This window comes from Planktothrix paucivesiculata PCC 9631 (genome assembly GCF_900009265.2).
Lineage (GTDB): Bacteria > Cyanobacteriota > Cyanobacteriia > Cyanobacteriales > Microcoleaceae > Planktothrix > Planktothrix paucivesiculata.
In genome coordinates, this window is record NZ_LR735026.1 from 476752 (window position 1) to 490643 (window position 13892).

At 40.2% G+C, this 13892-nt stretch carries 15 protein-coding genes and 1 pseudogene; 6 read left to right on the forward strand and 10 right to left on the reverse strand.

Annotation, left to right across the window (positions count from 1 at the left end):
* Nucleotides 1–14: 14 nt before the first annotated feature.
* The 3 genes from PL9631_RS22690 to PL9631_RS22700 all read right to left on the reverse strand — a co-directional run bounded on the left by PL9631_RS22690 (nt 15) and on the right by PL9631_RS22700 (nt 3465).
* The gene (locus tag PL9631_RS22690; protein ID WP_083623888.1) at nt 15–449 is read right to left on the reverse strand and encodes a hypothetical protein; all 435 of its coding nucleotides are present in this window, start codon (nt 447–449) and stop codon (nt 15–17) included.
* A gap of 441 nt (nt 450–890) precedes the next feature.
* Nucleotides 891–1109 (reverse strand): hypothetical protein, encoded by a 219-nt coding sequence (locus PL9631_RS22695; protein ID WP_083623890.1) that lies wholly within the window; start codon nt 1107–1109, stop codon nt 891–893.
* A gap of 184 nt (nt 1110–1293) precedes the next feature.
* A complete protein-coding gene (locus PL9631_RS22700) occupies nt 1294–3465 on the reverse strand; it encodes a protein phosphatase 2C domain-containing protein (RefSeq protein ID WP_083623891.1) in 2172 nt (723 codons plus the stop codon).
* Between the two features lie 271 nt (nt 3466–3736).
* Here PL9631_RS22700 and PL9631_RS22705 point away from each other — a divergent pair, with 271 nt between their 5' ends.
* Complete coding sequence (locus PL9631_RS22705; protein WP_083623893.1) at nt 3737–3997, forward strand: hypothetical protein; 261 nt, start codon at nt 3737–3739, stop codon at nt 3995–3997.
* Between the two features lie 96 nt (nt 3998–4093).
* Here PL9631_RS22705 and ndhM read toward each other — a convergent pair whose 3' ends face one another.
* Nucleotides 4094–4426: an NAD(P)H-quinone oxidoreductase subunit M gene (gene ndhM / locus PL9631_RS22710; RefSeq protein WP_083623895.1), complete on the reverse strand. Its 333-nt coding sequence runs from the start codon at nt 4424–4426 to the stop codon at nt 4094–4096.
* A 64-nt stretch (nt 4427–4490) separates the two neighbouring features.
* On the opposite strand from ndhM, the gene PL9631_RS22715 reads away from it, so the two are divergent.
* Nucleotides 4491–5294 carry an inositol monophosphatase family protein gene (locus tag PL9631_RS22715; protein WP_083623897.1) on the forward strand — a complete coding sequence of 268 codons (804 nt, stop codon included), beginning with the start codon at nt 4491–4493 and terminating at the stop codon, nt 5292–5294.
* A gap of 40 nt (nt 5295–5334) precedes the next feature.
* Here PL9631_RS22715 and PL9631_RS22720 read toward each other — a convergent pair whose 3' ends face one another.
* From PL9631_RS22720 to PL9631_RS22735, 4 genes are all read right to left on the reverse strand, one after another.
* Nucleotides 5335–6522, reverse strand: a complete 1188-nt coding sequence (locus PL9631_RS22720; protein WP_083623899.1) for a TRC40/GET3/ArsA family transport-energizing ATPase — start codon at nt 6520–6522, stop codon at nt 5335–5337.
* A gap of 32 nt (nt 6523–6554) precedes the next feature.
* Nucleotides 6555–6947, reverse strand: a complete 393-nt coding sequence (locus PL9631_RS22725) for a DUF2358 domain-containing protein (RefSeq protein ID WP_083623901.1) — start codon at nt 6945–6947, stop codon at nt 6555–6557.
* Nucleotides 6948–7006: 59 nt separating this feature from the next.
* The gene (locus PL9631_RS22730) at nt 7007–7285 is read right to left on the reverse strand and encodes a hypothetical protein (RefSeq protein WP_156090665.1); all 279 of its coding nucleotides are present in this window, start codon (nt 7283–7285) and stop codon (nt 7007–7009) included.
* A 176-nt stretch (nt 7286–7461) separates the two neighbouring features.
* Nucleotides 7462–8844: an AAA family ATPase gene (locus PL9631_RS22735; protein ID WP_083623903.1), complete on the reverse strand. Its 1383-nt coding sequence runs from the start codon at nt 8842–8844 to the stop codon at nt 7462–7464.
* Nucleotides 8845–9096: 252 nt separating this feature from the next.
* On the opposite strand from PL9631_RS22735, the gene PL9631_RS22740 reads away from it, so the two are divergent.
* The 3 genes from PL9631_RS22740 (at nt 9097) to PL9631_RS27080 (ending at nt 10653) form a co-directional block, all read left to right on the forward strand.
* Complete coding sequence (locus PL9631_RS22740; RefSeq protein ID WP_197046471.1) at nt 9097–9336, forward strand: ParB/Srx family N-terminal domain-containing protein; 240 nt, start codon at nt 9097–9099, stop codon at nt 9334–9336.
* 25 nt (nt 9337–9361) lie between these two features.
* A complete protein-coding gene (locus PL9631_RS22745) occupies nt 9362–9664 on the forward strand; it encodes a hypothetical protein (protein ID WP_083623907.1) in 303 nt (100 codons plus the stop codon).
* A gap of 191 nt (nt 9665–9855) precedes the next feature.
* The gene (locus PL9631_RS27080) at nt 9856–10653 is read left to right on the forward strand and encodes a YqaE/Pmp3 family membrane protein (protein ID WP_197046472.1); all 798 of its coding nucleotides are present in this window, start codon (nt 9856–9858) and stop codon (nt 10651–10653) included.
* A 286-nt stretch (nt 10654–10939) separates the two neighbouring features.
* Here the strand turns inward: PL9631_RS27080 and PL9631_RS22755 are convergent.
* A pseudogene (locus PL9631_RS22755) lies at nt 10940–11116 on the reverse strand (IS701 family transposase); the annotation flags it as partial.
* A 136-nt stretch (nt 11117–11252) separates the two neighbouring features.
* Here PL9631_RS22755 and PL9631_RS22760 point away from each other — a divergent pair.
* Nucleotides 11253–12434, forward strand: coding sequence for a 5-(carboxyamino)imidazole ribonucleotide synthase (locus tag PL9631_RS22760; protein ID WP_083623908.1), 1182 nt, complete (start codon nt 11253–11255; stop codon nt 12432–12434).
* A gap of 72 nt (nt 12435–12506) precedes the next feature.
* On the opposite strand, the gene PL9631_RS22765 is transcribed toward PL9631_RS22760, so the two are convergent.
* Complete coding sequence (locus tag PL9631_RS22765) at nt 12507–13820, reverse strand: FGGY-family carbohydrate kinase (RefSeq protein WP_083623909.1); 1314 nt, start codon at nt 13818–13820, stop codon at nt 12507–12509.
* Nucleotides 13821–13892 lie beyond the last annotated feature (72 nt).

Sequence of the window (13892 nt, forward strand, 5' to 3'; positions counted from 1 at the left end):
TGATTAGGTGATTTTTAAGGATGATCTGACCCCGTTAACTCCATCAATCTTCTGACGGTTGTTACTTTTTCCCGATGAAGGGGTGCAAACCATTCTAAATTGATAATCATCACTTCCAGAGTATAAGTATCTGGATTTAAGTAAATTCCCGCCGCCTGGTTTTGTTCCAATTCCACTACCCAATATTCTATCCCATCGACTAGATGTAATTTTCCCCGTTGTTCTAATTCTAAAAGGGTATGATCTTTAGGAGTGGCCCAATTTGCATCGACCATTAACCGAGCTTGAGTAATGCGATGCTCGATATTTTCCATTTTCCACTGATTGTGTTCAGCGATTTTACAAAGTTGTTTTAACTCAATCTCACCAAATTTTGTACATAAAGGAATCGGTTTGAGTGAGCCATTTGCACTGACAAAGGTTTGAGTTGATTTGGTAGCCACAATCATTTTAGTGTTCTCACGGATAAACTGTCTGGACTTGTGTTCTTATAATCTACGTATTTTCGCTAAAAGTCAGTGATTATACAGGGGTTATGGTTGTGATGTGTTGATCTGATATCCGTGATCATACGCAAAATCTTCCCTGACTGAATTAACATCTCCAGAGTGATGAGGATCACAAACTCGGGTAAATGTTAATATCGATTATATTAATAAATAATTAGAGGTTTTTCTCGTTGAGGTTTAGTTATCGTTAATTATATCTGCTTTTATCTATTATCTTAGCTAGGTTAATATGGTTTTTTTTATTTTAATCAAATTTATATTAGATTATCTTAAAAATTGAGGATAACCTATGGATATTAATCAAAAATTGTCGGATTCAAGAAAAGCAATTACAATTTAAAAAATGAGTTCTTTCGTGTTTTGTCTAAATTCCATACCCATTTATTCACTTTCCATAACTGCCAATTGGTATAATTCCCGGGATTCTTGCTTGACTTTTCCTGACATTGCTGCTAATTGTAAGTTAGCAAAGGCATGAATATCCTCAGAATCATAATGGGTAGTTTGTAACATTCGTCTTAATTTGTTTTCCAGATTCAAGCTCAGATAGCCCGTAGACATCACTTCTTGAACCACATCACGAACACGAATACAAGTCATGGTACAGTCCTATTGTTGAAAAGTTCTGATAATACTTAGTATCAGGGAATTTTACTAAACCTGTCGTGATCCTGATACATCCCCTGTACTGATATTTGTCGTCAGACTCGGGTGATCCCAAACAATTTTCAATGGTGATCTCGATCAAATAGTGAATCAAAAACCTGAGTTGAGTGATCCAGGGTTAAGGAATACACTGTCCTTTTTCCTTACCCAACGGAGAAAAGCCAGGGATCAGACGGCGATTAACCTCCTGTTCCCGTAACCAACCCAGGTTCCCGGCTTCTAAGGATAACGGAATAGGGGTGGCCGTTGGATCAACCTCTAACTGTCCATTCGTCCCTTCCTTGGGGGTGGGAGTCGAACAAATTTTAAGCTCTATCCAGGTTCCCGCTTGGGGAGTAGACTCTTTTCGCTGAACCTGAAATACCGTTCCCTCTGGGACAGTTCCCTTAATCGTGGTTTTCCCAAATTCGCTCAGGAGAGTAATGGGTGAGGAATTAGTGGCGGGGTTTCCCAATTGAATCAAGGATTGTAGGGTTAACAGACTGGTGGGCGATGCCGTAGGCGTGGGGACGGGAGTAATCAAAGAAGTATCGGCAGGAGTAGGCGCTTCCGTCGGTTGGGCTTGAGGATCATTCGGGTTAAATAATACGCCTAAACCATAGAGCAAAGCCCCTAGAATCCCTAATAACACAGCAATCCCCAGGGATAAGAACCAAATTTTACTCACCCTTGATTCATCCGGCTGATTACCAGCAATTTTGGTTTCGATCAAGGAATCTTCTGCATCACTGGTGTCGGAAGAATCATCCCCCGAATCGTCGGTTAAAGGAATCACCGGAGGGATGCAAACGTCTTTCGGGCCATCGGGATCATCCTTGGGAACAACCGTAATTAACAATAAAGCCAGAGTAACGTTATCATGACCATTTTGAGTATTGGCAATTTCAATCAGACGATCCCGAACCGTCCCTAAATCCACTTCTTGACGCAAAACCGGTAAAATTTCCGTTTGCCAATGTTGTTCTACCCGATCGCGATCGCTTAACCCATCAGAACACAATAAAAATACACAATCTTCATCCAGGGGAAACCGTTGTACCGTTGGATGCAGCGTCACCGATGAGGTAATGCCCAAAGCCTGAATTAAGGCCCCAGAAGCCCCCTGTTGCAAAGCATCTCGATAGATGGCGCAACCTAAACGCACCTGGCGAGAAGCCACATCATCGTCCACCGTCACCTGATGACAACCACTGGAACTAATCCAATAAACCCGACTATCCCCCAAGTGGGTTAAATAAATTTCATGAATATGGGCCAAGGCCATTACCAAGGTTGTTCCCATGCGTTCGCGACCTTGACGGTTTTCATCATCGTTGCGTTGACAAATCACGTCATTAGCGATGCAGGTTGCCCGTTTTAATTTAGGGGTTAAAGACAATGGATCCCAATGGGCTTGATGCAGGGGCATTTGTTCCACCTGCTGACGCAGAACATCAATCGCCATCGAAGATGCGACTTCCCCGCCGTCCTGTCCCCCAATGCCGTCACAAACAATAGCCAGGGCTGCTTCCCCCGGAGTAACTTGGAGCGGTTTACTTCCCAGGGGATAACAGGCATCCTCATTATGGGAACGAGTGGGGCCAGCATCGGTTCCAGTGGCAATTTCAATCCGACGATGATAACTGCGTGCACAAATCGAGAGAGCCTGATCTAATTGTTGGATCAGTTGGGTGGACGTGCGTAATTCCCCCGAGGCCATTTGATGGGTCAGTTGTCGGAGGAATTTTTGGATTTGAGGCTGGGCGGTTGGAACCCACTGTTGCCAAAAATAACCTAATTGTTTGAGGGTGGGATTGTGGATGTCTAAGTCTAATTGCAACAACCGGACAAATCTTCCCTGAAGCCGCAGTAAGTGGGAATTGAGCAAACTCGAAGCGACATCTTGACGACTAAAGGGTTGCCAAAGTTGAGCAATTTGCCATAACCAATTGAGTTGGCGCATGGCGGTTGCATCGGGCCACAGGGCTGTTAAAGTGGGCATTAAGGTTTCCCCGTGCTCTGCAATCGGCCCTTTTTCCAAGAGAATGATCGGTTTATTAGTTTCTGCCTTAGCTGGGGAGATAATTCCATAGACCTGCGGAATGTGCAACCGATAGGCAAATAATTTTAGATAGGGAGAAATCTGATCAGAAATCTCGCTGGGTATTTCTGGCAAGAGATCTGGCCGCGTATCCACTACAATTCGATTGGTTTTGAGGAGGTAGCGATCTGCGATCAGCGTTCCCGAAGGTTTATCTTCGATTCCTTCGCCTACAGTCCACAGATAGTGTTTTGCCACAGGATTTTGCATTTGGGTTCCTCACGCCTGGCGTTGCCACTCAAAAGTGATCTTCTAAAATTTAGGATGGTTTACTGTTGTTCTCTACTTCACTGCCACGGGGCGACAACAAAGCACCGCAACAAATGGGCAATCCGGCTTGATTTTTATAACTCACCCTAAAAATTAGCACCAATTGGCAATCAAGATCGGGTAATCTGAACTATTGTAGCCTTTGAGCATCACCATCTGGTTAACCGTTTGTTGTTAATTTTTCTTGGCTCCGGGCAAGGATGCTTACAGCATGAGTGATTCTCCGCCTAACCCCTCCGATGACCCTAAGTTATTACCTGATTTGGAAATTAATGAACGCCTGACTCAACTCAAAAAGTCTCACGGTCACTATTACCAGATGATTAATTTAGAGGTTTGGGCTTTAATTGAAACCCTGGATCAGTTTTTTCCGGGTTCTTGGAATCGGTTTATGAGTAACCGTCAACTTTCCCTGAAACAATTTTTACAACGTCAGCGATCGCAAAAACAATCTCCAGCACCGGATGAGTAAGCTGATTTTAGCGCAATCATAAGGTTTAGGGCATCTACAAAGTCGCCATAAAGAGTCTGTATACAGTGAGTACAGACCCTTTATGGTCTACTTTTACTAACTGCTGAGTCGGGGTAATCCCATGCTATAGTTCACCGCCCGACAGTTGAGGTTATAGCTAATTTCACCCTTTTGGATCAGCGATCGCACTAAATGCTCTAAATCTGACCCGATTCGGCGTAAATTATATTCGGTCAGGTCTTCGCCACTGGACGCTTCAACTAACTCGTCAAATTTGCGATAGACTTGTTGCAAAGCCTGATCATTCCAGTTAAATTCGTTATCGGGATCAATATCCAAGGTCAATACTTGTTCATTGTTCACTAACTCCTCATCCTTAATTTCCGCCGTATAAATATGAATATGGCGAGTTGTTGATTTCAGCAGCATAGGCGGTTTATCTGAATAGATTTTATCTTGATTGTTTTTTATTTTGACATTACTCCAGGAAATAATGACTAATCTTTGGGATCAAATTTTTAACTTTGCACTCACCACCGCCACCGACGTTGGACAACAGTTAATCCTCGATTTTGGCACAGTCCAAGCTGCGGAAAAAGCCGATGGTAGTTTAGTTACTCAGTCTGACCAATGGGCGGATCAAGAAATTCGCACCCGCATCGCTAATACTTTTCCCGATCATGGGGTGATCAGTGAAGAAGCTGAACATATTTTTCCGAATACCGACTGGTGTTGGGTAATTGATCCTTTAGATGGTACAACCAATTTTGCTAGAGGGATTCCGATTTGGGGGATTTCTCTAGGATTACTCTATCAAGGAACTCCCGTATTTGGTTTAATCCATTTACCGCCTTTACAGCAAACCTTTCATGGGTTTTGGTATGGTGCATCGGGGTTAACCGGGCCAGAAGGAGCGTTTTTAAATGGTCAGCCTATCCATTCTAGTCCTGATCCTTTGAGTTCTAATCACTTCTTTAACCTCTGTTCTCGGAGTATTGCGATCGCTCCCCAAATTCCTTGTAAAATTCGGATGTTAGGGATGGCGGCTTATAACTTTCTAACGGTGGCCGTTGGCGCTACATTAGGGGGCGTGGAAGCCACTCCTAAAATTTGGGATATCGCCGGAAGTTGGGTTATTGTTAAAGCGGCGGGTGCGGTTTGGTATCCCCTCTCGACTGAACCTTTTCCCCTAGAAATTGACCGAAATTATGGAACTCAATCCTATCCTACATTAGTTGTGAGTCAACCTGAATTATTATCAGTATTTCAACCCTTGGCTAATGATTTTATCAATTAACTAGAAACCGGGTTTCTCGGAGAAACCCAGTTTCTAAACTTTACACCTTCACTCCATTAGCAAACTTAATTTTTAAATAATCATCTTCCATTTTTGCCCCAGAAGGTTGCAACATAGCTAGGGCTTGAGGTAACACTAAATTCCGGCGATGATTGCCAATTCTGATATTAAGTTCATCCCCGGTTTTATTCAATTGAACTTGTTCTTTAGGAATCCCAGGTAAATACAATTCTAGCGTATATTCATTATTATCTACCACCACTCTAAGTGTATTTTCTTGATAATAAACCTGGCTAGGATCTTCATCCTTATATAGCACTTCTTTCAATCTTTCTAGGGCTTCAAACCCACATAACTCCTCGGAAAATAACGGCACTTCCTTAACAGGTAAGGGGCTGAAATTGTCGTGGATTTCTTGACGATACTGTTTTTGATTGTCTTTCCATTTTTGGAAAAAAGGATCAGTCACTTCATCAGGAATAATCCGATTAGAAATAACTAAATCCGTGGAAACATTATACAAACTTAAATAGGCATGGGCGCGTAAAGATTCCTTAATTACCATTTTTTCAGGGTTTGTAACTAAACGCACCGAGGTTTGCGTATTATCCGTTAACACTTTTTCTAAGGCTTCAATTTTTTCATAAAAGTCATAAGGCGCGTCCATCACTTCTTTATCAGGTAAAGAAAACCCCGTCAAAGGTCTAAAAATCGGTTCAAATAGAGGACGCAACGCCACCGACATCCCTTGTAACGGTTTATAAAATTTTCTCATATACCAACCCCCGACTTCGGGTAAACTTAACAGTCTCAACGCTGTTCCCGTTGGGGCAGAATCAATAATTAATACTTCAAAATCTCCCTCATCATAATGGCGTTTCATCCGAACTAGACCAAAAATTTCGTCCATTCCCGGTAAAATAGCTAATTCTTCCGCCTGGACACCATCGAGTCCTCGCGCCTGTAATACCTGACTAATATAGCGTTTCACCGCCCCCCAGTTGCCTTCGAGTTCCATTAGGGCGTCCAATTCTGCCCCCCACAGGTTGGGTCGGACGAGACGGGGTTCGTGTCCCAAGGGCATATCAAAGCTGTCGGCGAGGGAGTGGGCGGGGTCGGTACTCAATACTAGGGTTTTATGCCCCAACTCGGCACAGCGTAAGCCTGTTGCTGCTGCAACGGAGGTTTTACCCACGCCACCTTTACCCGTCATTAGAATTACGCGCATACCGTTTTAAGATTAAAATTTGTTTACATTATTTAACTGTAGCGGGTTTTCATCCCGAATAACTGTTTCACCACCTCCAAGCGCGAACAGTCCCAATAGTCGATATGGCTTTCAATCAGGTTATGGGGGTTTAATTTGAGTTCACTCCGTCCAGGGATAGAAATTCTGGGTTTCCAGGGGAGGGGAGTTGTCCAACTCAGTGTCCAACGGGTTTCTATTAAATTCTCGGTTTGAGTAATATTATGTAAATCCAGTTGAATCTCTAAAAACCAAGTTTTCATAAATCCAATCATTTGTTGATAGCGTTTTAACCCGTTAAATTGATTCATGGGGTCTTTAAAATAAACGTTATCGGCATAAATATCATAGCTTTGATTATCGGGAAATTGTTGATAATCTTGTTTAATAATCTCAATAATATTCATAATTTTATTATAACCCAAAACCGATTAATTTATTGTATCTAGCAGTAAACGGGAATTGCTCATTGAGAATTATCAGGGTAACGTTTTGCTGTTCCATATAGGTAATGATCGTGATTGATTGACCAATCTGGAGGAGCCTCAACAGTTCCCGTTATTGATTCTAAGATATCCCAAGCATTTTGTTGATTTTGAACAAAAGTTATCTTTTGCTCAGTTTCTTTTTCGTGTTCTGTATTCCCTTCAGTATTCAAATAAGTTTGTAACCATTCTGCCAGTTGACGGACTTCAATAGCAGATAATTTTTGAATAGCCGCTTCAACTTCTGTTAGTGAATTCATCCTATTTTAGCGGTTAAGTAACAATTTGATTTTAACATTATTTCTCAATCCCTCGTTCCCTCGTTTCTAGGTTCTACCTAGAAATGCTAAAACGGTGGCTCTGCCACGAGTCAATAATAGAGGCAGAGCCTCAATCATAGCATTGCCAGGCTGGAGCCTGGGAACGAGAAAATAAATTAGTGCTTTTGCCTAGTTTTGACATATTGCGCCACCACCGGATTTAAACTAAAAAAAGTTATTTTTTCCCGATCTTGTATCTCCAATAAAAATCGCATACACAGAGATTTTATCGCATTAATTAAGTCGGAATTAGATAATTTTATTTTGTTTAATATGTCTGATAGGAGAACCCCTTCTGTTTCTTCGGCAAGCTGAGTAATTACCGTAACTTCTTCCTCTGTTAATCTTCCTAATAGTTGCTCTAAACGCGATTGTAATGATTCATCTAAAAGGGGCATATCATATTCCAAAAAATCAGCAACTTTACTACTAAATAATTCTCGAATCAGGGCAGCGGTTATATTTAACCAGAGAGGGTTGCCTTGATAGATATTAATTAGGGTTTCCCAGGTTTCTGCTTCTAATAATTGATATGAGCTTAAAATCTCTTTCGCGCCTAGACCTAAACTCCCTAAAACTAAAGAATGAATGGGGGAATTTGATTTTTCTAATTCGGCAATTTCCCTAGGTTTTTCCGAACTAATTAACAGGAAACAACTATTATGATTAACTTCGGTGATTTGTTTAAAAAATAACTGATAATCTTCATAGCCTGATTTATATTGTCCAGCAAGTTGACCACTGCTAAAAAGTGCCTGCACGTCATCGAGAATAATTAGACATCGGTATTTTCGCAGATAATCGAGAGTTTGGGAAATTTTGGTTTCGATATTTTGGGGAATTTCTGATGATTCGGAGAAAATTTTTAGGATTTTGGAAAGATATTGTTCTAAGGTAGGGGAAAAGCGGAGACTTCGATAGATGATGTAATCAAATTGGGTTTTGATTTGGTCTATTAGGTGAAGGGCAAGGGTGGTTTTACCAATACCACTGATTCCTAGAAGTGCAATTAAGCGTGTGCGATCTTTTGTTATCCAGTTTTCGAGGGTGGAGAGTTGGGGAGTGCGATCGTAGAAGCTGAATATTTCGGGTGCGTCGCCTAAGTCTATGTGGAGTTGTTTGGGAGTTTGTTCGGAGTTTTGGGGTTTCGTTGGATTTCTCGCCCTTTCTTGACAAATATTGAGGTTTTTAATCGCTACATAATCTCTACCTACTCTACCGATGGCTGATGAAAAGTTATCAAATTTCGCTTTTTCTAATATTGCTCTAAAATTTCTTTTAGTAATATCTTCTCCCAATCCCTCTGAAAATATTTGCCATAATTGCGAACCGATATCTCTGGTATGGCCTTCACTGGAATGAGTCGCTTCAGCAATTTCTGGGTATGTTCGACCTTGGAATGTCCCTTCAAGGATAGCTTTTTGCAGATAGTCTATATGTTCTCCCGTCTTCGCGAAAATTAGCTCGTCTGCGAGTTTTAAGACTTCTGCGATTTCCATAGGTCTGTCGTGTGCTGCGATTTGTCGTATTATATCCGACTTTCCGACATTTCCGACATTTCCGACAAGATTCCGACATTTCCGATTTGCTTGTCTCTGGAAAGTCCCGACATTACCAGATTCATCCTTGTAATATACTGAGCTTTAGGTGAACAAGATAAGAATAAAATTTCAAACAAGCAAATGGAAATGAAACCTTGTGATTTATACTGCACACACGCTGACGCACTTAACCGGAGTAAAATTCGAGAAATGGCAGATGAAATTCGATTCAACGGGGATTATTTGAGAGATAAATGGGAACCGATAAAAGTCTATTATTGTGATGGAAAATACTTAATTTTAGATGGTAATCATAGAACGATAGCTGCTAGTAAAGCAGGTATTAAAACACTTCCAGTTCTAGAATGCCCTAATGGTAATGAATTATGGACTACTGAAGAACTAAAAGAGGCTTCTAAAACATCGCGTCAAGTATTATGGATAGATTAGTTAATAAAACTACGAGGAGTGAAATATGGAAAGCCAAAAAATAATGAGTAAAGATGAGACAGGAACAAGAATAGATATTGAATATGAAAAAGGCAGAAAACTAGGAAATGTTCATGTACAAAATGAATATAATCATAAAGAAACGCTTTTTACATATCCAGACGATCCTGATGATGATGAAATTGAGGAAGCTATTAAATCATCTGATATTCTGAATCGAGCTTATAACCTTAAGAAACGCGAAAAAGTAGCGGAGCTTAAGAAGTATATAAAAAAGGGGATTGAGATAATGACTACTTTTGCAGAAACAGGTTATACCTCTGATTAAGTAAATTTTGAGCGCTGCTTCCAAAATGGAAGGATTGATAAAAGTTGCGATCGCCAACATTTATAGGAAAGGTTAAAGGTTAGCCGATCGCTCCCTCGAATCTACTATGCAATAGCCAAAAGGATGCGAGAGGGTGCAGGGGGCGATTCTTCTTCTTAATATCATTGATAATTTTAAATTGGAGTATAAATATGAGCGATATTAAGAAAAGATCCGTTCCGATTAGTCACATACTCGCAGCGTTTTTTTTCCCCCCGCTTGGCGTATTTTTGACGGTCGGGCTTGGCGCTCATTTTTGGATAAACCTGGTACTCACATTATTTTTTACCTGGATTCCGGGAGTTATCCACGCTTTTTGGCTGCTTTTTAATCACAATGCCTTAGTTAATAAAAATGAAGCTAAAACTTCTAGTCTTCCTAATCCTAATGAAATAAAATACCCGACTATTGATGAAAGTCAACTGAATGACGATCTAAGTTCAGCAGTAGGAATAGATTATCGAAACCTAAGAAATTTTCTCGCAGTTAAGGATTTTAAATCCGCTAATAAAGAAACTGAATCTATTTTCAAGGAGTGTTTCTTTATAGATATTGGAAGGGTTAGTGTTGACCCTGAGAGACCAAAAAGTATTCCTTGTACAGATATATGCACTATAGATAGACTCTGGGTAAAATATAGTAAAGGATATTTTGGTATTAGCGTTCAAGATGGCATTTGGTCTGATATTTTCTTGAGTATGTACCTTAAGGAAAAAGATTTTGCTAATCGAGAAAAACTTGAAAAGACCGACGAACAACTTCGCCAAGTTGCTTTGTTTGAAAGTTGGCGTAAATTCAATAACAAATTAGGGTGGAAATCAGACATAAAATATATTTATGATTTTTCAGCACCAAAAGGTCATTTACCAGTCCTATATCATCCTCATAGTAACAGTTGTTACTGTGCTATGACAGTCTTATTTGATCGACTTCGTAAATGTCTTGAGTAGAAAAAAAGATACCTAGGCTCCGCGAACAAGTCGCCCAACTTAATCAAATGAATTCTATATAGCAATTTCTGCTCAAGAGTGAGGAAAATGCGATCGCGCTTAATTTTCTGAAGTGCGATCGCCCTTCTTTTTCCAAAATGCGATCGCCCCTTCTTCAGAAATCATAACAGAGTTGGTTTTCATAAATTAATTCAGAATATTAATCAATTTCAATTTTACTTTCCCGATGGATAACTCTACTTTTTATTACTTGTTGATTTCGGAGAGTGACAGAAGATAGCTAAGTTACCCCTACGGCGTTATTCGCCATTTGCGACAGGTTTTTTCGCTCACTTTCTCCCAATAATCCCCCTAAATAGTTCCTAAATTCCCGTTTTTGCGCTTGATGGCTGAAAATATCGTCAAATCGACCACACCATCTATCGAAGCAAGGGGGCATCGCTGTCGGGGTTGTCTCTTTCATGCGTTATTCTTTCACGTTATCTGCTTGCTCTATAATCATTATCATCTATTTCCCTCCTTATTTTTGTTTAAGTCCCATTAATATAAATATGGCAATTTTCAGTTAAAATAAATTAAGTTGAGACTATTGGCGAAAAATGAACACCCTATCTACTCCTACAATTCCATCTCAAACCCTGACCAAAATTGGTGTAATTGGAGGGGGACAACTGGCTTGGATGATGGGAATAGAAGCGCCATCTTTAGGGGTTTCTTTATTTGTTCAAACGCCCCAAACGGATGACCCGGCTGTACCTTTTGCCACGGAAACTATTTTAGCTAAAATTGATGATGCCACAGCCACGGCAAAATTAGCAACTCATTGCGATGTCATTACTTTTGAGAATGAATTTGTTGATTTAAACGCCCTCTCTAAACTCGCGGAACAGGGGGTTTGTTTTCGTCCTCGCTTGTCGGCTTTATCTTTATTATTAGATAAATATGATCAACTCAGTTATTTAGAAAAAATCGGTTTACCCGTTCCAGAATTTCAACTTTTAAACCCTGAAAAGGGCAAAGAAGTTGATCATAATTTAGGTTATCCCGTGGTTTTAAAAGCCTGTCGCTATGGCTACGATGGACAGGGAACTTTTATTATTAATAATGCAGAGGAATTATCGGAAATTTGGTCAAAATTTAACTATCCTCCCATGTTATTACAGAAATTTGTTCCGTTTGAACGGGAATTAGCGGTAATTGCAGCCCGTTCGGTGGCGGGAGATGTGGCAGTTTATCCCATAGTTGAAACAGTACAGAAAAATCAAGTTTGTCATCGGGTTATCGCTCCAGCTAATATTAATAAAAGTATCGCTGAACAGGCAAAAGCGATCGCCATAACCCTACTAAATAGCTTACAAGTGATTGGTGTATTTGGCATAGAATTATTTTTAACACCGGAAGGCGAACTATTAGTGAATGAAATCGCCCCCCGTACCCATAATTCCGGTCATTTTAGTTTAGATGCTTGTGAAACTTCCCAATTCAAACAACATTTAAGGGCGGTCAGTGGTTTACCATTAGGGAATACGGCTTTAAAATGTAGTGGGGCGGTGATGGTAAATTTATTGGGTTTTGAAACTGCCAATAGTGAGTATTTAGAAAAGCGTCAAAAAATTGCAGAAATTCCTAATTCCTTTATTCGTTGGTATGGTAAAACCGCCTCTCGCCCGGGTCGAAAATTAGGTCATGTAACGGTATTAATTCACACAGAAAATGATCAAAATATAGAAGAAGAAGCAAATGCGATCGCCGATCAAATTGAATTGATTTGGTATTCCTAGGATGGGTAATTATCAAGCCCATAAGCGGGATTTAATTCTATCTGTAGGGGCAATTCATGAATTGACCCTGTATCAGTGATGTGTAAGTTCTGTTAATTTCTGGTTACGAGCAAGTAAGGCAGTTCCATAGGCGGCTTCCGTATGAATAGAATTAACCGTATTAACGTTTAAATAGCGCTGACGAATGGCTGTCCAAATCGGATTTTTTGCCCCTCCTCCGGCGCTATAAACTTGAGTTAGGGGAGTTGCACCCAGTTGTTGTAAAAGTTGATAACCTTGGGCTTCAATTTTGGCAATTCCTTCTAATAAACCCTGTAAAAATTCAACGGGATTATCGGGACGGGGTTGGAGACGGGGAAGTAATTCGGGGTCATTAATGGGGAAGCGATCGCCTTTTTTAATTAAGGGATAATAATTTAAGTTACTATTATAATTAGGGTTGATTTGACGGCTGAAATTTTCCAGTGACCGATCACTAAAAAATTGACGTAAGACCGCACCCCCGGTATTAGAAGCACCTCCAGTTAACCATAAATCTCCTAAACGATGGCTATAAATACCATATTTGCTATGATTTATAGGACTATTACTGAGAAGTTTTAAGACTAAAGTTGAACCTAAAGATGTTACTGCTTCCCCTGGAATCTTGGCACCACTGGCTAAAAAAGCGGCTATACTATCGGTAGTTCCTGCACAGATAACACAGGTTTTTGGCAATTTTAACTGTTCTGCTATTTCGGGGGTAATAGTCGTAATTGGGGTTCCAGGGGCAACTATATCAGGTAGTTTCAATAATTCTAAATCGGTCAGGGATTGTAAACCATTAATTAACCAGTTAGGATAGGTCAAATTCTCGACATCGTAGCCCAATTTTAAGCTATTATGATAATCACTAATCCCTAACTTTCCATGGAGTAAAAAGGCTAACCAATCGGCTTGATGTAGAAAATAGTGGGGTGCGGATTTTTGTGGTTTAGTGTTGGCAGTTTCAACGGTTAACCACCAAATCAGTTTGGCTAAACTAGAAGTAGCACTGTTAACAATATGATCGGGAGGAGCGATTTTTTTTAACTGTTCTAAAACAGTAATAGCCCGACTATCATTATATAAAATAGGGGACTGTACGGGAATGCCATTAGTATCACAAAGTAGCACGGTGGCAGAGGTTCCATTAATAGCGATCGCATCAATTTGACGACGAAAATGTAACGGAATTTGTTGAATTACGTCAAACAGAGCCGTTTTCCAAAGGCTAACCCATTCAGAGGTATCCGTAAACGGGGGAAAAGGAAATTGAGTTTGGGCCACCACTGTCCTTTGAGAATTAATGGTAATCGAACGAGCGCCGGACGTGCCAAAATCAATCCCGATATAAAAATTAACCATTGTTGCTATCTAAGTTCAATTCATATTTTTTTATTTATAGTACAATTGTAGGTTTGTGAATTATAAGATCAT

Bases quoted from the DNA above. Each gene is read 5' to 3' on its own strand.
- PL9631_RS22720 (WP_083623899.1), bottom strand. From the start codon at position 6,522: ATGCGCGTAATTCTAATGACGGGTAAAGGTGGCGTGGGTAAAACCTCC.
- PL9631_RS22740 (WP_197046471.1), top strand. From the start codon at position 9,097: ATGGCAGATGAAATTCGATTCAACGGGGATTATTTGAGAGATAAATGG.
- PL9631_RS27080 (WP_197046472.1), top strand. From the start codon at position 9,856: ATGAGCGATATTAAGAAAAGATCCGTTCCGATTAGTCACATACTCGCA.
- PL9631_RS22745 (WP_083623907.1), top strand. From the start codon at position 9,362: ATGGAAAGCCAAAAAATAATGAGTAAAGATGAGACAGGAACAAGAATA.
- PL9631_RS22765 (WP_083623909.1), bottom strand. From the start codon at position 13,820: ATGGTTAATTTTTATATCGGGATTGATTTTGGCACGTCCGGCGCTCGT.
- PL9631_RS22725 (WP_083623901.1), bottom strand. From the start codon at position 6,947: ATGAATATTATTGAGATTATTAAACAAGATTATCAACAATTTCCCGAT.
- PL9631_RS22735 (WP_083623903.1), bottom strand. From the start codon at position 8,844: ATGGAAATCGCAGAAGTCTTAAAACTCGCAGACGAGCTAATTTTCGCG.
- ndhM (WP_083623895.1), bottom strand. From the start codon at position 4,426: ATGCTGCTGAAATCAACAACTCGCCATATTCATATTTATACGGCGGAA.
- PL9631_RS22700 (WP_083623891.1), bottom strand. From the start codon at position 3,465: ATGCAAAATCCTGTGGCAAAACACTATCTGTGGACTGTAGGCGAAGGA.
- PL9631_RS22760 (WP_083623908.1), top strand. From the start codon at position 11,253: ATGAACACCCTATCTACTCCTACAATTCCATCTCAAACCCTGACCAAA.
- PL9631_RS22705 (WP_083623893.1), top strand. From the start codon at position 3,737: ATGAGTGATTCTCCGCCTAACCCCTCCGATGACCCTAAGTTATTACCT.
- PL9631_RS22715 (WP_083623897.1), top strand. From the start codon at position 4,491: ATGACTAATCTTTGGGATCAAATTTTTAACTTTGCACTCACCACCGCC.
- PL9631_RS22730 (WP_156090665.1), bottom strand. From the start codon at position 7,285: ATGAATTCACTAACAGAAGTTGAAGCGGCTATTCAAAAATTATCTGCT.
- PL9631_RS22695 (WP_083623890.1), bottom strand. From the start codon at position 1,109: ATGACTTGTATTCGTGTTCGTGATGTGGTTCAAGAAGTGATGTCTACG.
- PL9631_RS22690 (WP_083623888.1), bottom strand. From the start codon at position 449: ATGATTGTGGCTACCAAATCAACTCAAACCTTTGTCAGTGCAAATGGC.